Origin of the sequence: Nocardioides sp. YIM B13467, assembly GCF_042788075.1 — a bacterium.
In the GTDB taxonomy this organism is placed as follows: Bacteria; Actinomycetota; Actinomycetes; order Propionibacteriales; family Nocardioidaceae; genus Nocardioides.
The window spans coordinates 4,343,668-4,363,366 of the sequence record NZ_JBHZPJ010000046.1; the positions used below are offsets into that span (position 1 = coordinate 4,343,668).

The 19,699-nt window shown below is 69.2% G+C and carries 15 protein-coding genes; 14 read left to right on the plus strand and 1 reads right to left on the minus strand.

All coding sequences use genetic code 11. From position 1 onward, the window contains the following. The first annotated feature begins 69 nt into the window (after positions 1-69). From ACFX43_RS28055 to ACFX43_RS28080, 6 genes are all read left to right on the plus strand, one after another. Positions 70-546 carry a pyridoxamine 5'-phosphate oxidase family protein gene (locus ACFX43_RS28055; RefSeq protein WP_378839833.1) on the plus strand — a complete coding sequence of 159 codons (477 nt, stop codon included), beginning with the start codon at positions 70-72 and terminating at the stop codon, positions 544-546. Positions 547-578: 32 nt separating this feature from the next. Beyond that, positions 579-773, plus strand: a complete 195-nt coding sequence (locus ACFX43_RS28060) for a ferredoxin (protein ID WP_141804749.1) — start codon at positions 579-581, stop codon at positions 771-773. Between the two features lie 6 nt (positions 774-779). Next, positions 780-1,658, plus strand: coding sequence for an SDR family oxidoreductase (locus tag ACFX43_RS28065; RefSeq protein ID WP_378839838.1), 879 nt, complete (start codon positions 780-782; stop codon positions 1,656-1,658). Next, on the plus strand, positions 1,658-2,446 hold the full coding sequence (locus ACFX43_RS28070; protein WP_378839844.1) for a glucose 1-dehydrogenase: 789 nt from the start codon (positions 1,658-1,660) through the stop codon (positions 2,444-2,446). The genes ACFX43_RS28065 and ACFX43_RS28070 overlap by 1 nt, the downstream gene beginning before the upstream one ends. A 115-nt stretch (positions 2,447-2,561) precedes the next feature. Continuing rightward, a complete protein-coding gene (locus ACFX43_RS28075) occupies positions 2,562-3,746 on the plus strand; it encodes a hypothetical protein (protein WP_378839847.1) in 1,185 nt (394 codons plus the stop codon). After that, positions 3,743-4,651, plus strand: coding sequence for a hypothetical protein (locus ACFX43_RS28080; RefSeq protein ID WP_378839850.1), 909 nt, complete (start codon positions 3,743-3,745; stop codon positions 4,649-4,651). Before ACFX43_RS28075 ends, ACFX43_RS28080 begins: the two co-directional genes overlap by 4 nt. A 4-nt stretch (positions 4,652-4,655) precedes the next feature. Here the strand turns inward: ACFX43_RS28080 and ACFX43_RS28085 are convergent, their stop codons facing one another. Further along, entirely contained in the window at positions 4,656-5,291 is a 636-nt protein-coding gene (locus ACFX43_RS28085; protein WP_378839856.1) for a TetR family transcriptional regulator, read from the minus strand. Between the two features lie 172 nt (positions 5,292-5,463). On the opposite strand from ACFX43_RS28085, the gene ACFX43_RS28090 reads away from it, so the two are divergent. The 8 genes from ACFX43_RS28090 to pulA all read left to right on the plus strand — a co-directional run bounded on the left by ACFX43_RS28090 (position 5,464) and on the right by pulA (position 19,333). Further along, entirely contained in the window at positions 5,464-7,590 is a 2,127-nt protein-coding gene (locus ACFX43_RS28090) for an acyl-CoA dehydrogenase family protein (RefSeq protein WP_378839862.1), read from the plus strand. Between the two features lie 50 nt (positions 7,591-7,640). Further along, positions 7,641-9,821 (plus strand): acyl-CoA dehydrogenase, encoded by a 2,181-nt coding sequence (locus tag ACFX43_RS28095; RefSeq protein WP_378839867.1) that lies wholly within the window; start codon positions 7,641-7,643, stop codon positions 9,819-9,821. Further along, entirely contained in the window at positions 9,818-10,342 is a 525-nt protein-coding gene (locus tag ACFX43_RS28100; protein ID WP_378839870.1) for a MaoC family dehydratase N-terminal domain-containing protein, read from the plus strand. Before ACFX43_RS28095 ends, ACFX43_RS28100 begins: the two co-directional genes overlap by 4 nt. Continuing rightward, positions 10,339-10,743, plus strand: coding sequence for a Zn-ribbon domain-containing OB-fold protein (locus ACFX43_RS28105; RefSeq protein ID WP_378839874.1), 405 nt, complete (start codon positions 10,339-10,341; stop codon positions 10,741-10,743). The genes ACFX43_RS28100 and ACFX43_RS28105 overlap by 4 nt, the downstream gene beginning before the upstream one ends. Further along, positions 10,743-11,120 (plus strand): MaoC family dehydratase, encoded by a 378-nt coding sequence (locus ACFX43_RS28110; protein WP_378839879.1) that lies wholly within the window; start codon positions 10,743-10,745, stop codon positions 11,118-11,120. Before ACFX43_RS28105 ends, ACFX43_RS28110 begins: the two co-directional genes overlap by 1 nt. Beyond that, a complete protein-coding gene (locus ACFX43_RS28115) occupies positions 11,117-12,283 on the plus strand; it encodes a lipid-transfer protein (protein ID WP_378839883.1) in 1,167 nt (388 codons plus the stop codon). Before ACFX43_RS28110 ends, ACFX43_RS28115 begins: the two co-directional genes overlap by 4 nt. 227 nt (positions 12,284-12,510) lie before the next feature. Further along, the gene (locus tag ACFX43_RS28120) at positions 12,511-13,899 is read left to right on the plus strand and encodes an alpha-amylase family protein (protein WP_378839887.1); all 1,389 of its coding nucleotides are present in this window, start codon (positions 12,511-12,513) and stop codon (positions 13,897-13,899) included. A 142-nt stretch (positions 13,900-14,041) separates the two neighbouring features. Continuing rightward, complete coding sequence (pulA, locus tag ACFX43_RS28125; protein WP_378839890.1) at positions 14,042-19,333, plus strand: pullulanase-type alpha-1,6-glucosidase; 5,292 nt, start codon at positions 14,042-14,044, stop codon at positions 19,331-19,333. Positions 19,334-19,699 lie beyond the last annotated feature (366 nt).

The window sequence follows — 19,699 nt, forward strand, 5'->3', positions numbered from 1 at the left end:
TCCCACCAGGGGACCGCTCCACCCTGTTATGGTAGAACGTGTTCTAGTTTCACTGCTCGAGGAGGGCACATGGCCGGCACCCGCCAGTCCGTACAGCTGACCGACGCCGAGATCGAGGACTTCCTCGGCTCGCAGATGAAGGTGCAGGTCGCGACCGTCGGTCCTGACGGCGCTCCACACCTGACCACACTGTTCTACGTGCTCGACGAGGGCAAGATCGTCTTCTGGACCTACGGGTCCTCGCAGAAGGTCCGCAACCTCCGGCGTGACCCGCGGGTCACCTGCCTGGTCGAGGACGGCGTCGACTACTTCGAGCTGCGCGGCGTGAGCATCACCGGGCGGGCGAGGCTCGTCGAGGACTATGACGAGATCAAGGGCATCGGGTTGCGGGTGATGACCCGGATGGCCGGTGGGGCCGATCTGGGTGAGCTCGGCGAGGACCTGGTCTCGAAGCAGGCGCACAAGCGCGTCGGCATCGTCATCGAGCCCGACAAGGTCGCAAGCTGGGACCACCGCAAGCTAGGCGCGCTGCCCGGCCAGGGCTGAGTTCAACCACGGCGAAGACAGAGGAGACGGACATGGCAAAGGTGATCGCGGACTTCGACCTGTGCGAGTCCAACGGGATGTGCGAGGCGTTCGCTCCCGACGTGTTCGAGATCGATGACGACGACTACCTGCAGATCGAGGACCCGACGGTGACCGACGAGAACCGTGGCCGCATCGAGCAGGCCGTGGCCGGCTGCCCCAAGGCGGCCCTGAGGATCGAGGAGTAGCACCACGTGAGCGTTGACCTGGATGGAAGAATCGCGATCGTCACCGGAGCCGGAGCGGGTCTGGGCCGCGCCGAGGCGGTCGCCCTGGCCCGGGCCGGCGCCCGGGTAGTGCTCAACGACCTGCCAGGCGCAGCCGAGGAAGCGGTCGAGGAGATCCGCGGCTTCGGTGGCGAGGCGGTGATCGCGGCCGGCGACGTGAGCGAGCGCGCCACCGCCGACGCGATGATGGCTGCGGCCGTCGACGGCCTCGGCGGGCTCGACATCGTGGTCAACAACGCGGGCATCACCCGCGACAAGATGCTCTTCAACATGTCCGACGAGGAGTTCGATCTCGTCGTACGCGTGCACCTCCGCGGCCATTTCCTGCTGACCCGCAATGCCTCGGCGCACTGGCGCTCGGTCGCGAAGGCGACCGGCGCCCCGGTCGACGCCGCGGTGGTGAACACCTCCTCCGAGGCATTCCTGTCCGGGCCTCCCGGGCAGGCCAACTACGGCGCCGCGAAGGCCGGGATCACCGCGCTGACGATGTCCACGGCCCGCTCGATGGGCCGTTCCGGCGTACGCGCCAACGCGATCTGCCCGCGAGCCGCGACCGCGATGACCGAGGGCGTGCTCTCGGGTGACTTCTACGGTCCCGAGCACGTGGCGCCACTGGTCACCTACCTCGCCTCGCCGGCCGCCGCCGCGATCACCGGGCAGGTCTTCGTCGTCTACGGCGGGATGATCGCCGTGCTCGCGCCGCCCACGGTGGCCGAGCGCTTCGACAACGCGGCCTGGGACCTGGACTCGCTCGACAAGCAGGTCGGTGGCTGGTTCGCCGACCGCGACCCCGCGGCCGGGTTCTCGGCCGACTCGATCATGCAGCTGAAGCTGAAGGAGCAGTGATGGCACGTCTCGACGATGCTGGATGTCGAGGGCTCCGCCTCGACGGGAAGACCGCGATCGTCACCGGTGGTGCGCAGGGCCAGGGAGCCGCCATCGCGCGCGCCTTCGTCTCCGAGGGCGCCAAGGTGGTGATCGCCGACGTGGCCGACGAGCCGGGCAAGCTGCTCGCCGACTCGCTGGGTGAGTCCGCCCTCTTCGTGCACCACGACGTCAGCTCCGAGGAGTCCTGGACTTCACTGGTGGCGGAGACCGCTGAGGCGTACGGGCCGGTCAACATCCTCGCCAACAACGCCGGCATCCTGCGCTTCGGCGAGATCCTGACCCAGCCGGTCGAGGAGTTCGAGCTGCTGTGGCGGGTCAACACCCTCGGCTGTTTCCTCGGGATGCGCTCGGTGATCTCGACGATGAAGGAGAACGGCGGCGGCTCGATCATCAACGCCTCCTCGATCGAGGGCCTGGCCGGGATGGCGTTCGTGGCCGGCTACACCTCCACCAAGTTCGCCATCCGCGGCATGACCAAGGCCGCCGCTCTCGAGCTCGGCCCCAGCGGCATCCGGGTCAACTCCGTACACCCCGGCATGATCGACACCCCCATGACCCGCGGAGTCGGCGCCGACGATGCCGCCATGGAGTTCGGAGCCTCCAAGGTCGCCCTCAAGCGCGTCGGCCACCCCGAGGACATCGCCCCGTTGTACGTCTACCTCGCCTCCGACGAGTCCAGCTTCGTCACCGGCGCCGAGATCGCCATCGACGGCGGCGCCACCGCCACCCACGCCTACGGCGGCTGACGGGCCGTAGGTCGACTGTCCCGGCGTGGGTGAGTCGGCCACACGGGATGCTCGTCTCCGGCATACTGCGACCCGGAGTTTCAGTCAGCGGGGACGAACCGAAAGCCAACAGAACTTGTCTCGACGACGCAGTGCGTTCGCCACTACCGCCGTGGTCGGCGTCTTCGCCTGGTTCTACTCGTTCGCGTTGGCGGTCCCGATCAATACCAGCAGCGTGTCCGCGCTCTGGCAAGCGCGTGGGCACGCGTGGTTCGGGGCTTTCCTGGCTCGGGTGCTTGACGGTCTGTCGTTCCTCTGGGGATCGGTGGTCAGGTACGAGTACGCCGTCGCGCCCGAGTCCGCGTGGCCGGTGCTGGTCTTCGTCGTCCTCCTCTCCGGGTTGGTCTATGCGAGCCTCCGAACCGGAGCGGACGGCGCCTACGCGGTCGCCGGCCTAGTGTTGGGTGCGTCCCTTCTGGCGGGCGGACTCACGAACCTGTTCGTCATCCTCGGGGCCGTCAAGGCTTCCCCCGACGGGGCCGCGATGTTGTCGGCGATGGTGTGGTCGCTTCCTGACGACGGGATCTGGCTCGGTCTGAGCCTAGGACTGGTCGGCGGCGTGATGGCGGCGCACGTGGTGGCGTTGGCCCAGCTCACGGCCGCTGCTGTGGAACACGGCGAACGTGACGACGAGCCGGCGTCGATGGAGACGCCGAGGCTGAGCCGTGCGCCGGGACGAGTGCGGACCGTTCGGGTCGCGACCTGGGGCGCGCTCCCGACGCTGGCTCTCGCGCTCGTCGGCGGCTTCGCCTGGGATTACGGTCCTGACGCCTACTCCGACGCCACCGTCAGTGCGCGCCAGGCCTGGGTGCACGTGGTCTGGTTCGCCCATGCCAGCCTTGCGGCGCCCGATGACCCCTACTCGCTCGGTGGCACGTTCGACACGTTGATCTGGCTACCGCGCACGCTGAGCTCGGTCGTCCTGGTGGCACTCAGCTGGCTCGCGATCCGCCTGATGGTGGCTCGCTGGCAGCGCGGCGCGGAGCCGAGCGTACTCGGCGTCGTCATGCGGTGCTGGGGCATGGTTGCGGTGCTCGCCGTGGTCGTCGGTCTGGTCGAAGGGGCCATCTTCCCGGCTCCCGACCTCGCCCTGCCTGCCTACACCCGGGCGTTCGACAACGTGGCCGACGCGCTTCGCTTCGCTGCCTGCTTCGGCTGGGCGACCGGAGTCGCTGTGGCGCTCGCGCTTCGGCTGTCCGGCGGATCCGTGACCGAGCCGGAGCCGGCTGAGCGTCTACCCGAGGGGAGCATGGAGCGATGACCCGGCAGAGGGCTGAAGAGCCCGTGGAACCCGAGGAGGCCGCGACGGTGGCCGCGACGGACGCGCCCGCACCGGCCGGCGACGTACGCCGTCGGGGTGTGTTGCCGTGGGCGGTGTCGCTGCTGAAGAAGCCGACCGCCTGGGTCGCCGGCGTGGTCCTGCTTGCGCTGGGGGCGACGTTCGGTTCCGGCCTGCAGAATCTCTTCACCGGACTCCTTCCCGAAGGCTGGAGCGATCCGGGCAAGGGCATCCAGCTGGTGGACGTACGCCGGCAGGCGATGAGCGGGCCGGTGCTGATCCCGGACGGTTCGAGCGCGGCTCCGTTCAAGAGCGTCGCCCAAGCGATGAAGGCGGTCAACGATCCTGACTGGCAGGCGAAGCACGAGTGGTACGCCGTAGAAAGCGTGACCTGGGAGGTCACCCTGGTCGGCCGGCACAGTGAGGACGTGGTGATCACCGATCTGCGGCCGAAGCGTTCCGCACCGTGCACGTCGATCCTGCGCCAGGGCACCCTTGTGGAGGACGAACCCCAAGGTGAGGGAGGGGACAAGATCCTGCTGAGGACGGACGTGGGAGCGCCGGTGCCGGCGCTGACCTCGGAGACGGACGGTTCGCCCTACTTCACCAGCCGGACGGTGATCCTCTCCAAGGGGGAGACGGTGGTCATCCCGATCACGGCGACGAGCTCAGGCCCGACCTGCCGCTGGGTGCTCGAGGTCGACTACGTCGACCATGGCAAGCGCGAGTCGATGACCATCAAGGCTCCTGGCGACCGCGAGTTCGGGATCACCGGCACCCCCGACGGGCATCCCTATGCGCTCACCTGGAGCGTGAGCTGCGGAAAGGCGATGAGACCGAAGGACTGGGCTGAGCACGAGAAGGACCAGGACTACTGCCCGAGGTGATCCTTCAGCGGAGCAGCAGGCGTACGGCCACGTCGATCGACTTCTCGACGTCCTTCTCGTCCATGCGGCCGGTGACCCAGGAGATGAGGGCGGAGAGCCATACGTCGGAGATGATCCGGATGATGGCGGCCTCCTCCTCGGTGACCTCTCCGTGGTCGGGGGTGCCGTGCATGGCGCGGGCGATGACGGTGGTCAGGCTGGTGCCGACCTCGTGGATCTCGCCGGTCACCGACTGGTCGGCGAACATGAAGGCGCGGACCAGGGCCTCGGTGAGCTTGGGCTGCTTCTGCAGGGCGCGGGTGCGGCGGTTGAGGACGTACATGATCCGCTCGTGGGCGGTGTCGCCCGGCGTCGCGCGGATGGCGGAGCGGTCGACGTCCTTGGTGAACTCACGCGCCAGCGCGGAGACCAGCAGGTGGATCTTCGAGGGGAAGTAGCGGTAGAGGGTGCCGAGCGCGACCTCGGCCTGCTCGGCGACGGCTCGCATCTGCACGGCGTCGAAGCCACCTTCGGCGGCGAGCGCGATCGTGGCGTCGAGGATGCGCCGACGGCGCTCTCGCTGGGCTGCGGAACCGCCGGTGGGTGCGGTGGCCGGAGTCGGGCCATCGGTGTCGCGTGGCTCCGTGCTGACGGACGTCACTGGTTGGTCCCCCTAGGACTATGACCGGATCTCGATCTATGGCTCTCAGGCTAACCGCAACGGCGCCCGAGAGTGAAACACGTTCCTTCGTGAGTCTAGACTTGTAACACGTTCTACATCAGTCTCTATTCCTGAAGGCCGCGGAACCAGACGGAAATAGTAGGAGGTCCCTGTGCCGATCGGCATCACCGACGAACACCAAGCCCTCAGCGAGAGCCTGCGCGACTGGGCCAAGGGGCTGGGTGGCATCGCGATCGCCCGTACGGCAGAGGGCACCGCATCCGCGGATTTCGACGAGGTGTGGCGGGGTGTCGAGGAGTACGGCGTCGCCGGTATCGCGGCGCCCGAGCCGAACGGTGGTGGCGGGACGCTGCTGGATGCGGCCGTCGCGCTCGAGGCCTGCGCTCATGAGCTGCTGCCGGGCCCGCTGCTCGGCAGCACGGTCGCCGCGTTCCACGCGGGAATGGCTGGGCTCGGCGATGTGGTCGGTGCCGTCGCCGCTGGCGGCTGCGGGATCGCGCTCGACCCGATCCTCGAGCTCGGCGACCGCCTCCGGGGGACCGTTCCCGTGGTCTACGACGGTGGCGGAGCCGCGCAGCTGCTGCTCGGTGCTCGCGGCGCTGACGGCGAGGATCGCTGGTTCTTCGTGGCGGCCGAGCGGGTGGACGTACGTCCCCAGGCAGGCCCCGATCTGACCAGGCGGGTGGCCGAGGTGCGGGTCGACCTCGATGCCCGCGAGGCGGTCGAGGTGTCTGGCCTGCGCGGCGACGCGGTGCGGCGTACGGCCCTCACGCTCGCCGCCGCGGAGGCCTCCGGGATCGCGCAGTGGTGTCTGACGACGGCTGTGGAGTACGCGAAGGTGCGCGAGCAGTTCGGAGCGCCGATCGGGTCGTTCCAGGCGATCAAGCACCTGTGCGCCCAGATGCTGGAGACTGCCGAGGCGGTGGCCGCGGCCGCTTGGGACGCGGCCTCGTCCGCCGAAGGTGGCGACACCGACCAGTGGGCCTTCGCGGCCGAGGTCGCCGGCGTCACCGCGCTCGACGGAGCGGTCCGGGCGGCCCAGGACTGCATCCAGGTCCTCGGCGGCATCGGCTTCACCTTCGAGCACGACGCCCATCTCTACCTGCGCCGTGCGGTCGCCCTGCGAAGCCTCCTCGGTGGTGGCGACGCCCACGCGGTCGCGCTGGCGGAGCACGCCGTGGCCGGCATCCGCCGCTCGGTCCGTGTCGACCTCGACGGCAAGGACGACGCGATCCGTCCCCGAGTGCAGGAATCTGTTGCCGCGATCGCGGCGCTTCCCGAGGCGGAGCGCCGGGATGCGCTCGTCGACGCGGCCCTTCTCGCCCCGCACTGGCCCGCTCCGTACGGGCTCGGTGCCGGTCCCGTCGAACAGCTCGTCATCGACGAGGAGCTTGCCGCCACTGGGGTGTCGCGGCCCGACATCAAGATCGCCGGCTGGGCCGTGCCGACCATCCTGAAGCACGGCACCGACGCCCAGCGCGAGCAGTTCGTCGAGGCCTCGCTGCGCGGCCGGATCGTCTGGTGCCAGCTCTTCAGCGAGCCCGGCGCCGGCTCCGACCTGGCCTCTCTGGCGACCCGCGCCGAACGTGTCGAAGGCGGCTGGCGGCTGACCGGCCAGAAGGTGTGGACCTCGCTCGCGGCCGACGCCGACTGGGCGATCTGCCTGGCCCGTACGAACCCCGGCGTCCCCAAGCACAAGGGCATCACCTACTTCCTGGTGGACATGCGCAGCGATGGGATCGACGTCCGGCCGCTGCGCGAGCTGACCGGCGACGCACTCTTCAACGAGGTCTTCCTCGACGGTGTCTTCGTGCCCGACGACCTCGTCGTCGGCGAGGTCGACGGCGGCTGGCGCCTGGCCCGTACCACGCTGGCCAACGAGCGGGTCGCGATGGCCTCGACCAACCTCGGCGGCAGCGTCGAGCGCGCGGTGGCGCTCGCCGGCGGTCGCGGTGAGGCCGATCTCGCCCGGATCGGCCATGCCGTCGCGCTCTCGACGGTCTGTGCGCTGCTCGGCGTCCGCTCCACGCTCAAGGCGCTTGCCGGGCGAGGGCCGGGCGCGGAGTCCTCGGTGGCCAAGCTGTTGACCGTACGCAACCGCCAGGACGCCTCCGAGCTCGTCGTAGACCTCCTCGGCCCGCTGGCGCTGACCGACGACCCGCAGGTCCGCGAGGACCTGCACCAGTCCCAGCTGACCCGCTGTCTCTCCATCGCCGGCGGCACCACCCAGGTGCTGCGCAACGTGGCTGCCGAGCAGATCCTCGGTCTGCCGCGATAGGACAGCGAGCCCTCTCGCGATCAGAACTAGAACGCGTTACAGTTCTGAGCATGGTCGATTCTGCTTTGGACGCTGTGCGGGCTGTTGTCGGGGAGGTGCTCGCTCGGGAGTCGGACCGGGGGGACTGGGCGGCTTGGGCGAGCGCGGGGCTCACCTCGCTGCCGGTTCCCGAGGCAAACGGAGGCGAGGGGTTCGGGCCGGCGGAGGTCGCGGTGCTGCTGCGCGAGGCCGGGCGCCATGCGGCGCGGGTGCCGGTCTGGGAGACCCTCGCCGTCGGTGCGCTGACGCTGGCCGGCCATGGGACGCCGGAGCAGCAGGGCGCGATCCTGCCCGGCGTGGCGAGCGGGGAGACGCTGCTGACTCCGGCGTGGCTCGAGCCGGGACGCCCGCAGACGCCTTCGGCCACCTACCGCGACGGCGCCGTCAGCGGTCGCAAGACCGGGGTGACGTACGCCGCCGAGAGCTCCCGCCTCCTGGTCACGGCAACCGCCGCCGAGACCGGGGAACCGGTCGTGGTGCTCGTCGACCCGAGTGGTCCGGGCGTCACGCTGGCTCCCGCGAGCGCGTCGGGCGAGGTGCCCCAGCACACGGTCGTGCTCGAGGAAGCCCCGGCAGAGCTGCTTGGCCCGGGGGCCTTCGAGGCTCTGATCGGTCTCGCGACCGCCGGGCTGGCGGTGAGCGCCGCGGGCGTGCTCTCCGGTGCCCGGGACCTGACCGCGGCCTACGTGAAGAACCGGCAGCAGTTCGGCCGTGCCCTCGCCGAGTTCCAGGCGGTGGCGCTGCAGATGGCCGACGTCTACGTCACCTCCCGCACGCTCGACCTCGCCGCCGACAACGCGGTCACCGCCATCAACGCCGGCCGCGCGACCCCGACCGACCTGAATGTCGCCGCCTACTGGGCCAGCCAGGTCGCGCCGTACGCCTTCCGCACCTGCCACCATCTCCACGGCGGCATGGGTGTCGATGTGACCTATCCGCTGCTCGCGTTCACGACCTGGGGCACCGACATCGCCCACCAGCTCAACACCTCTGCAGCCGACGTCCCGGTCGAGACCGCGGAGGCCAAGAACCTCGAGCTCACCGAGGCGCAGCGCAGCCTGAAGGCTGAGGTCAGGGCCTACTTCGCGGGCCTCTCGCACGAAGGTGAGCCGGGCGACCCCGGCCCCGAGGGATCGTGGGACCGGCACGGCCCGACCTACCAGAAGCTCATCAAGCAGCTCGGCGACGACGGCTGGATGGGCGTCGGCTGGCCCAAGGAGTACGGCGGCCACGGCCTCGGTGAGGTCGAGCAGACGATCTTCGCCAACGAGGCGCAGTACGCCGACGTGCACCTGCCGGCGGTGACCCTGCAGACGGTCGGCCCGACGCTGATCCGCTACGGCACCGACAAGCAGAAGGAGATGTTCCTCAACCGGATCCTCGCCGGTGAGGTGCACTTCGCGATCGGCTACTCCGAGCCCGAGGCGGGCACCGATCTGGCCTCGCTCCGCACCACGGCCAGACGGGACGGCGACCACTACGTCGTCAACGGCCAGAAGCTGTGGACCACCGGCGGCCACGCCGCCGACTACATCTGGCTGGCCGTACGCACCGATCCGGACGCCCCCAAGCACAAGGGCATCTCGATCCTGATCGTCGACACCACCGACCCGGGCTTCTCCTGGACGCCGATCATCACCGCCGACGGCTCCCACCACGTCAACGCGACGTACTTCAACGACGTCCGCGTCCCGGCCGACATGCTGGTGGGGGAGGAGAACAAGGGCTGGAAGCTGATCACGACCCAGCTCAACCACGAGCGCGTCATGCTCGGTCCGGCCGGCCGGATCGAGGGCCTGCGCGACCGCGTCTTCCGCTGGGCACAGTCCCAGGGCATCACCGACAGCCCGGACGTACGCGCGCTGATCGGAAAGACCACCGCCGTCTTCCGGGTCAACGAGCTGCTCAACTGGGAGGTCGCCAAGGCCGCCGAAGCTGGGGACATCGAGGTCGCCGACGCCTCCTCGTCGAAGGTCTTCGCGGCCGACCAGGTCCAGCACCTGCTCGCCGACCTGATCGCACTGGTCCATCGCCATGGCGATCCCGGGGATCCCGTCACGAAGAGCCTGCTCGACTATCTCGACGCCCAGGCGAAGCGGAACCTCGTGCTCACCTTCGGCGGCGGCGTCCAGGAGGTCCAGCGCGAGCTGATCGCGATGTTCGGACTGGGAATGCCGAGGGTCCCGCGATGAGCGAGAAGCAGACGCTCGTGGACGAGGCCGTCCACGAGAAGATCATGGCCGCCGCCGAGGAGGTCAAGGCGTGGGGCGAGGCCGCCGAGCGCGACGCCCGCGACCTGGTCAACCAGCCCACGATCAACAACTGGCTCGAGGCGATGGGCCTGGAGTCCGACCGGTTCCACCAGGGTGAGGCGCCGCCGTCGATGGCGCAGGTGTGGACGATGTACGGCCAGGGCGGCAAGCACCCCGACCGCGACCCTCTCCACGCGATGATGAACGTGCTCACCGACGCCGGCTTCGACGGCGTCCTCGGCACGAACTCCGAGCAGAGCTACGACCGCTACCTCCGCGTCGGCGAGCAGGTCCGGATCACCACGGCGCTGGACTCCGTCGTCGGCCCGAAGAGCACCGGGATGGGCGTCGGCTACTTCGTGACCTCGAAGAGCACCTGGTACGTGGGCGAGGAGCGGGTCGCGACCATGCTGTTCCGCGTCCTCAAGTTCATCCCCAAGGGCAAGGGTGGCACGGCATGAGCGGCCCGGTGCGGCCGGTGATCGGCCGGGACAACGCGTACTTCTTCGAAGGCACCGCCAAGCAGGAGCTGCGGATCCAGAGCTGCAACGCCTGCGGGGCACTGCGCCACCCGCCGGGTCCGGCGTGCCTGAGCTGCGAGGCGTACGACCGCGGACACGTCGTCGCCCGGGGCGAGGGCACCGTCTACTCGTTCACCGTCGTGCACGCGCCGAAGCTGCCCGGCAAGGAGCTCCCGCTGGTGGTGGCCCTGCTGGATCTGCCCGAGGGCGTACGCATGGTGGCGGAGGTGACCGGCGTGCCACCCGAGGGTGAGGACGGCCTGCGGATCGGCGAGCGGCTGGTCGTGGACTGGAACGTCATCGACGAGGAGCTGACGCTCCCGATCTGGAGGAGGCCCTGATGAAGGCTGGCGACGAGATCCCGGTCTGGGAGCTCCCGATCACCCCGACGCTGGTCGTCTCGACGGCGATCGCGACGCGGGACTTCCAAGACGTTCACCACGACCGCGACCGTGCCCAGGCGGCCGGCTCGAAGGACATCTTCATGAACATCCTGACCTCGACGGCGCTCTGCGAGCGGTACGTCACTGACTGGGCCGGTCCCGACGTGCAGATCAAGGGCATCTCGATCCGGCTGGGCGCCCCGGCCTACCCCTACGACACGCTGTCGTTCTCCGGGGAGGTCACGGACGTGACCGACGGGATCGCCACGATCACCGTCACCGGTGCCGTCTCGCTCGGTGCGCACGTGACCGGCACGGTGAAGGTCGCGGCATGAGTCTGAGCGGGAAAGCAGCCATCGTCGGGATCGGCGCCACCGAGTTCTCCAAGGACTCCGGCCGGTCCGAGCTCCAGCTGAGCGTCGAGGCGACCAGGGCAGCCCTGAAGGACGCCGGCCTCGCCCCAGCAGATGTCGACGGGGTGACCACGTTCACCATGGACACCAGCGCCGAGATCGCGCTGGCCCGTGAGCTCGGGCTCGGCGACCTGCGGTTCTTCTCGCGGATCAACTACGGCGGCGGCGCGGCCTGTGCGACGATCCAGCAGGCCGCGATGGCGGTCGCGACGGGTGTAGCCGATGTGGTGGTCGCCTACCGCGGCTTCAACGAGCGCTCGGGGCAGCGCTTCGGGCAGGTGCAGCCGTGGGCTGCGCAGCAGGTCAACACCAACGGCATCGACAACGCCTGGACCTACCCGCTCGGTCTCTCGACCCCTGCGGCGACGGTCGCCATGCAGGCACGCCGCTACATGCACGACTACGGCGTGAACAGCGCGGACTTCGGTGCCGTGGCCGTCGCCGACCGGCGCCACGCCGCGACCAACCCCGCCGCGTTCTTCTACCGGAAGCCGATCACGCTCGAGGACCACCAGGCCTCCCGGATGATCGCCGACCCGCTCCACCTGCTCGACTGCTGCCAGGAGTCCGACGGCGCTGTCGCGATCGTCGTCACCAGCCCCGAGCGGGCTCGCGACCTGCCCAACCCGCCGGTCACCATCGCCGCGGCCGCCCAGGGCAGCGCCGCCGACCAGTACGTGATGACCTCCTACTACCGCGACGAGATCGGCATCCCGGAGATGGGCGTGGTCGCCAAGGATCTGTGGCGCCAGTCGGGCCTCACCGCGGCCGACATCGACACCGCGGTGCTCTACGACCACTTCACCCCCTACGTACTCATGCAGCTCGAGGAGCTCGGCTTCTGCGGCAGGGGAGAGGCGAAGGACTTCGTACGCGACGAGGCCATCGAGATCGGCGGGCGGCTGCCCGTCAACACCCATGGCGGCCAGCTCGGCGAGGCGTACCTGCATGGCATGAACGGCATCGCCGAGGGTGTACGCCAGGTGCGCGGCACCTCGGTGAACCAGGTCACCGGCGCCGCCCACGTGCTCGTGACGGCGGGCACCGGCGTACCGACGAGCGGACTGGTGCTGACTGCACCCTGACCGCGCCGGACCGCCGACGCGCGGCTCTGAAATTTTGCGCAAAGTCTTGCACCCCTGGGCTACGCCCGGGGGTGCTGCTTTGAGACGTCCTCGCGTCAGGGGTTGACGTGTGACCGGCATCACTCATACGGTCGGGCTGCAAGATCTTGCAGCAAGATTCAGCCGCGCTGTGTCACCCCACCACCCCCATCCGGACACGGCGCGTTGCCTTCGACCTAGGAGGATCCATGGCCCGAAAGTCCATGGCTGCCGCACTTGCCCTCTCGGCGGGAGCTGCTGTCGCGCTCACGATCCCGGTCTCGGCCCCGGCACAGGCCGCGCCACCGGGAGACAAGGACGTCACCGCGGTGATGTTCGAATGGAACTTCGCCTCGGTGGCCCGCGAGTGCACCAGCACCCTGGGCCCGGCCGGCTACGGCTACGTCCAGGTGTCCCCACCCCAGGAGCACATCCAGGGCTCGCAGTGGTGGACGTCCTACCAGCCCGTCAGCTACAAGATCGCGGGCCGGCTGGGTGACCGCACCGCCTTCAAGAACATGATCGACACCTGTCACGCCGCCGGCGTGAAGGTCGTCGCCGACGCCGTCATCAACCACATGTCCGCGGGCTCCGGCACCGGAACAGGCGGCTCGTCCTACAGCAAGTACGACTATCCCGGCCTCTACTCGAGCTACGACCTCGACAACTGCACGGCCACGATCAGCAACTACCAGGACCGCACCAACGTCCAGGAGTGCGAGCTGGTCGGCCTCGCCGATCTCGACACCGGCGAGGACTACGTACGCGGCAAGATCGCCGGCTACCTCAACGACCTGCTCTCGCTCGGCGTCGACGGCTTCCGGATCGACGCCGCCAAACACATGGCCGCCTCGGACCTGGCCAACATCAAGTCCCGGCTGAGCAACCCGAACGCCTACTGGAAGCAGGAGGCCATCTTCGGCGCGGGGGAGGCGGTCTCGCCCAGCGAGTACCTCGGCAACGGCGACGTCCAGGAGTTCCGCTACGCCCGCGATCTGAAGCGGGTCTTCAACAACGAGAACCTCGCCTACCTGAAGAACTACGGCGAGGGCTGGGGCTACATGTCCTCGGGCAGCTCGGCCGTCTTCGTCGACAACCACGACACCGAGCGCGGCGGCGACACGCTCAACTACAAGGACGGCGCCAACTACACCCTGGCCAACGTCTTCATGCTGGCCTGGCCGTACGGCTCGCCCGACATCCACTCCGGCTACGAGTGGAGTGACAAGGACGCCGGCCCGCCCAACGCCGGCACCGTCAACGCCTGCTGGCAGGACGGCTGGAAGTGCCAGCACGCGTGGCCCGAGATCAAGAAGATGGTCGCCTTCCGCAACACCGCCCGCGGTCAGGCCGTCACCAACTGGTGGGACAACGGCGCCGACGCCATCGCCTTCGGCCGCGGCAGCAAGGCGTACGTGGCGATCAACCACGAGTCCTCGTCGCTGACCCGCACCTTCCAGACGTCGCTGGCAGCTGGCACCTACTGCGACGTACAGAGCGGCAAGAACGTCACGGTGAACGGCTCCGGCCAGTTCACCGCCACCCTCGGGGCCAACACCGCCCTCGCGCTGCACGTCGGCGCGATGACCTGCAGCTGATCCATTCGTCCGACCGTCCGGCGTCGCCCCCCATGGGCGCCGGGCGGTCGGTCTCCACCGCATGCCCCCGCACAATCCAGAGAGGCCCTCAAAGGTGAATCGAAGAAGTGGCGCACACGGCGCGCCCAGGATCGCAGCGACCGTGCTGGCGACCGCACTGCTCGCCACGGTGCTGCAGACGGCCACGTCGGAGTCGGCGACCGCCGCCGCCCCGAAGCCGCCGTCGGACGCCAAGCTGGCCGCCGAGCCGGCCCGTCACGAGGCGACGAAGGAGCAGTTCTACTTCGTGCTGCCCGACCGCTTCGCCAACGGCGAGACCGGCAACGACAAGGGCGGCCTGACCGGAAGCCGTACCGAGACCGGGTTCGACCCGACCGACAAGGGCTTCTACCAGGGCGGCGACCTCCAGGGCCTCACCGAGCGGCTCGACTACATCAAGGGCCTCGGCACCACCGCCATCTGGATGGCTCCGATCTTCAAGAACAAGCCGGTCCAGGGCGAGGGCGCGAACGCCTCGGCCGGCTACCACGGCTACTGGATCACCGACTTCACCCAGGTCGACCCGCACTTCGGCACCAACGAGGACCTCGAGACCCTCGTCGACGCTGCCCATGCCAAGGGCATGAAGGTCTTCTTCGACGTCATCACCAACCACACCGCCGACACCGTCGACTACGCGGAGAAGAAGTACGGCTACCGCCCCAAGGGCGCCTTCCCGTACATCGACACCGAGGGCCGTCCCTTCGACGACGCCGAGCCCAGCTCGGACGACGCGAAGGTCGACGACGACTCGTTCCCCTACACCCCGGCCAACACCGGCGAGATGGTGCCGTCCTGGCTCAACGACCCGACGCTCTACCACAACCGCGGCGACTCCACCTGGGAGGGCGAGTCGACCACGTACGGCGACTTCAGCGGCCTGGACGACCTCTGGACCGAGCGCCCCGAGGTCGTCGAGGGGATGACGAAGATCTACCAGCGGTGGGTCCGCGACTTCGACATCGACGGCTTCCGCATCGACACCGTCAAGCACGTCGACCTGGACTTCTGGACCGAGTGGGCGACCGCTCTGGACGCCTACGCCGCCAAGCAGGGTCGCGAGGACTTCTTCATGTTCGGCGAGGTCTACTCCGCCGACAGCGACGTCACCTCGCCGTACGTCACCCGCGGCCGTCTCGACGCCACCTTGGACTTCCCGTTCCAGGACGCTGCCCGTGCCTACGCCTCGTTGGGTGCCCCGGCCGACCGGCTCGCCAAGGTCTTCGCCGACGACTACAAGTACGCCACCGACAAGGCCAACGCCTACGAGCAGGTCACCTTCCTCGGCAACCACGACATGGGCCGGATCGGCACCTTCCTCGCGGCCGACCACCCCGACGCGACCGACGCCGAGCTCGTCCAGCGCGCCCGGCTGGCCAACGAGCTGATGTTCCTCTCCCGCGGCAACCCGGTCGTCTACTTCGGCGACGAGCAGGGCTTCACCGGCGCCGGCGGCGACAAGGACGCCCGTCAGACGCTGTTCGGCTCGAAGGTCGCCGACTACCTCGACGACGACCAGATCGGCACGGACCGCACGCATGCCGACGACGCGTACGACACCAATCATCCGCTCTACACCGCGATCACCGCGCTCGCGAAGCTCCGCAAGGACCACCCCGCGCTGACTGACGGCACCCAGCAGGAGCTCTACGCCAAGGACTCCGTCTACGCGTTCTCGCGCACCGGTGAGGACCGGGAGTACGTGGTCGCGGTCAACAACGCCACCGAGGCGAAGACCGTATCCCTGCCCGTGGAGTCGGCCGCCTTCGAGACGATCTACGGCGGCGACGCCACCGAGACCGCGGCCGACGGCGAGGTCGAGGTGACCGTCCCCGCACTCTCCTCGGTCGTGCTGCGCGCCGAGGCCGAGCTCCCGGCGGCCACCGCGAAGCCCACCTTGTCGCTGACCGCCCCGGACCCCGGCGCCACCGGCACGGTCACCCTCTCCGCCGACCCGGGGGAGACCGACGGTGCCCGCGTCGTCTTCGCCGCCCAGGTCGGCAACGGAAAGTGGCGCACGCTCGGCTCGGTCGACCACGCTCCCTACAAGATCACCCAGTACGTCCCCGCGACCGTCGCCGCCGGCACCGCGCTGCGCTACAAGGCGGTGGTCGTCGACCGCGACGGACGCACCGCGAGCGACCTGGCCGAGACCACGGCGGGACAGGCGCCCGAGGCCGAGAAGCCGAGCGCCATCGACCGCGACTACGCGGTCGTGCACTACCGGCGGGCCGACGGCGACTACACCGGCTGGACCCTCCAGACCGCTGGTTCCGCTGGCGAGGGAAACGGCGAGTTCAGCGGCCGCGACGCCTACGGCGCGTTCGCCTGGGTGAAGCTCCCCGACGGCGCGTCCTCGGTGACGTACACGCTCGAGAAGGACGGCACCGCCGACGGCGGCGAGCGGACGATCGATCTCGCCGAGACGGGCGAGGTCTGGGTCGAGGCCGGCAGCGACGGCCAGCAGACCACCAGGCCCGACGGCGTCTACCCGGCGCCCGACACGTCCAAGGCGGTCATCCACCTGCACCGCGCCGACGGCGACTACGACGGCTGGGGCCTGCACACCTGGACCGGCGCCGCCAGCCCGACCGAGTGGTCCAAGCCGCTGCAGCCCACCGGCGAGGACGCCTACGGCGTCACCTTCGAGGTGCCCCTCGTCGACGGCGCCACCTCGCTCAACTACATCGTCCACAAGGGCGACGAGAAGGACATCCCCAACGACCGTTCGCTCGACCTGACCACGTACGGCCACGAGGTGTGGCTCAACTCCGGCGACACCGGCTACCTGCTGCCGTCGGTCGGCTCGGCACCCGAGCTCGACCTGACGAAGGCGCAGGCACAGTGGATCGACCGGGAGACCGTGGTGTTGCCGAAGGAGATGGCGAGCGGCTCGGCGCTGTCCACGCAGCTGGTCTACGACCGCGACGGCGGCATCACCGTCGAGGACGGCGCCCTCAGCAGCGAGGGCCGCTGGCTGCGGCTCCGGGCCGCGACCCTGAGCGAGGAGCAGAAGGCGCGGTTCCCGCACCTGAAGGACTACGCCGCCTTCACCGTCGACACCCGCGACCGGGACCGGATCCGGGAGGCGCTCTCCGGCCAGGTCCTGCTCACCCAGCGCATCGGCAACGGTGCCCTGGTCACGGGGACCGGTGTCCAGACGCAGGGCATCCTCGACGACCTCTACGCCGCGAAGGCGGAGAAGGCATCGCTCGGACCGGTGTTCAGGGGCGGCAGGGTCACCCTGTCCGTCTGGGCGCCGACCGCCCACGAGGTCTCGCTCGAGCTCGGGGCCAAGACGGTTCCGATGCGCCGTGACGGCGCCAGCGGTGTCTGGTCGGCGACCGGCTCCGCCACGGCCTGGCGCGGCAAGGAGTACCGCTACGCCGTGACCGTGTGGGCGCCGAGCGGGCAGAAGCTCGTCACGAACAAGGTCACCGACCCCTACTCGGTCGCACTAACCGCCGACTCCGAGCGCAGCCTCGTCGTCGACCTCGGCGACAGGTCGCTCGCCCCCAAGGGCTGGACCACCCTGAAGAAGCCGAAGGCCGTGGCGATGAAGGACGCCCAGATCCAGGAGCTCCACATCCGCGACTTCTCCGTCGAGGACGAGACCAGCGACCACCGAGGTGGCTACCTCGCGTTCGCCGACGAGGACAGCGACGGGGTGAGGCACCTGCGCAAGCTGGCCGAGGCGGGCACGTCCTACGTCCACCTGCTGCCGGCGTTCGACATTGCCACGATCCCGGAGAGGAAGAGCGACCAGACCATGCCCGACTGCGACCTCGCGTCCTACGCCCCTGACAGCGACAAGCAACAGGAGTGCGTCGCCGCGGCGGCTGCCGGGGATGCGTACAACTGGGGCTACGACCCCTACCACTACACGGTCCCGGAGGGCTCCTACGCCACCGATCCGGACGGCACCGACCGGACCGTCGAGTTCCGGCAGATGGTGAAGTCGCTCAACGAGGACGGTCTGCGCGTCGTCATGGACGTGGTCTACAACCACACCACCAGCAGCGGCCAGGCGAAGACGTCCGTGCTCGACAAGATCGTGCCCGGCTACTACCAGCGGCTCCTTGCCGACGGCTCGGTCGCCAACTCCACCTGCTGCTCCAACACCGCACCCGAGAACGCGATGATGGGCAAGCTAGTCGTCGACTCGATCCTCACCTGGGCCAAGGAGTACAAGGTCGACGGCTTCCGCTTCGACCTGATGGGCCACCACCCCAAGGCCAACATCCTGGCCGTCCGCAAGGCGCTCGACGCCCTCACGCTCGAGAAGGACGGCGTCGACGGGAAGAGGATCATCCTCTACGGCGAGGGCTGGAACTTCGGTGAGATCGCCGACGACGCCCGCTTCGTGCAGGCCACCCAGAAGAACATGGCGGGCACTGGCATCGCCACGTTCAGCGACCGCGCCAGAGATGCCGTACGCGGCGGTGGGCCGTTCGACGCCGATCCGGGCGTCCAGGGCTTCGCGAGCGGTCTCTACACCGACCCCAACTCCTCGACCGCCAACGGCACCGAGGCGCAGCAGCGGGCGCGGCTGCTGCACTACCAGGACCTGATCAAGGTCGGGCTGTCCGGCAACCTCGCCGACTACTCGTTCACCGACACCGCGGGCAACCAGGTGAAGGGTTCCCAGGTCGACTACAACGGCTCGCCGGCCGGCTACGCGGACGAGCCCGGAGACGCGCTCGCCTACGCCGACGCCCACGACAACGAGTCGCTCTACGACGCGCTCACCTTCAAGCTGCCCGCATCGACCAGCACCGCGGACCGCTCCCGGATGCAGGTGCTCGCCATGGCCACGGCCGCGCTCTCACAGGGCCCGGCGCTCTCCCAGGCCGGCACCGACCTGCTCCGCTCGAAGTCGCTGGACCGCAACTCCTACGACTCCGGCGACTGGTTCAACGCCATCCACTGGGACTGCGACGCCGGCAACGGCTTCGGTCGCGGTCTGCCGCCCGCGGCAGACAACGAGGACAAGTGGCCCTTCGCCAAGCCGCTGCTGACCTCGACCTCGGCGCCGGGCTGCTCAGAGATCGACGGTGCCTCGGCCGCCTACCAGGACCTGCTGAGGATCCGTACGGACGAGCCGGCCTTCCACCTGTCCACCACCGGCCAGGTCCAGGAGAAGCTCGGGTTCCCGCTCTCGGGGAAGGACGAGACGCCGGGAGTGATCACCATGCGACTCGGTGACCTCGTGGTCGTCTTCAACGCGACCACGACGACGCAGCAGCAGACGGTGAAGGAGGCTGAGGGCACCGGCTACCGCCTGCACCCGACTCAGGCCGAGGGCTCGGACGAGGTCGTGAAGTCGTCCTCGTTCGAGGCGGGCTCGGGCACCTTCACGGTGCCTGCCCGGACGGTGGCGGTCTTCACCCGCTGATCCGGACTGGTCGAGAAACGTACGCGGCCCCGGCTCATCGAGCCGGGGCCTGCGGCTTCCTGGTCAGGAAGTCGGCGTCAGGATCAGGAAGGGCTGTTGCCGGCGATTGCGCCGACCACCACGAGCGTGATGACAACCAGGGCGGCGATGACCATGAGGCCGGCCGGGCTCCGGAAGTCGAACATGGGGATTCCTTTCGGCTAGTTCGGCGACAGGCGTCGAGTGGGGAACGATGGCCTGCGGACGCGTCGGGGAGCCAACACCGGCGATGCCCGTGGCGTCGCGTATACATAACCAGCCAGGCTCGCGATGCGCGTAGGGTCGAAAGTCCTAATTTTTACCAAAGCCATTCACGTCTGAAGAGTT

Coding starts and splice junctions, on each gene's coding strand:
- ACFX43_RS28105 (WP_378839874.1), top strand. CDS start 10,339: ATGAGCGGCCCGGTGCGGCCGGTGATCGGCCGGGACAACGCGTACTTC.
- ACFX43_RS28115 (WP_378839883.1), top strand. CDS start 11,117: ATGAGTCTGAGCGGGAAAGCAGCCATCGTCGGGATCGGCGCCACCGAG.
- ACFX43_RS28110 (WP_378839879.1), top strand. CDS start 10,743: ATGAAGGCTGGCGACGAGATCCCGGTCTGGGAGCTCCCGATCACCCCG.
- ACFX43_RS28100 (WP_378839870.1), top strand. CDS start 9,818: ATGAGCGAGAAGCAGACGCTCGTGGACGAGGCCGTCCACGAGAAGATC.
- ACFX43_RS28120 (WP_378839887.1), top strand. CDS start 12,511: ATGGCCCGAAAGTCCATGGCTGCCGCACTTGCCCTCTCGGCGGGAGCT.
- ACFX43_RS28080 (WP_378839850.1), top strand. CDS start 3,743: ATGACCCGGCAGAGGGCTGAAGAGCCCGTGGAACCCGAGGAGGCCGCG.
- ACFX43_RS28055 (WP_378839833.1), top strand. CDS start 70: ATGGCCGGCACCCGCCAGTCCGTACAGCTGACCGACGCCGAGATCGAG.
- ACFX43_RS28095 (WP_378839867.1), top strand. CDS start 7,641: ATGGTCGATTCTGCTTTGGACGCTGTGCGGGCTGTTGTCGGGGAGGTG.
- ACFX43_RS28060 (WP_141804749.1), top strand. CDS start 579: ATGGCAAAGGTGATCGCGGACTTCGACCTGTGCGAGTCCAACGGGATG.
- ACFX43_RS28070 (WP_378839844.1), top strand. CDS start 1,658: ATGGCACGTCTCGACGATGCTGGATGTCGAGGGCTCCGCCTCGACGGG.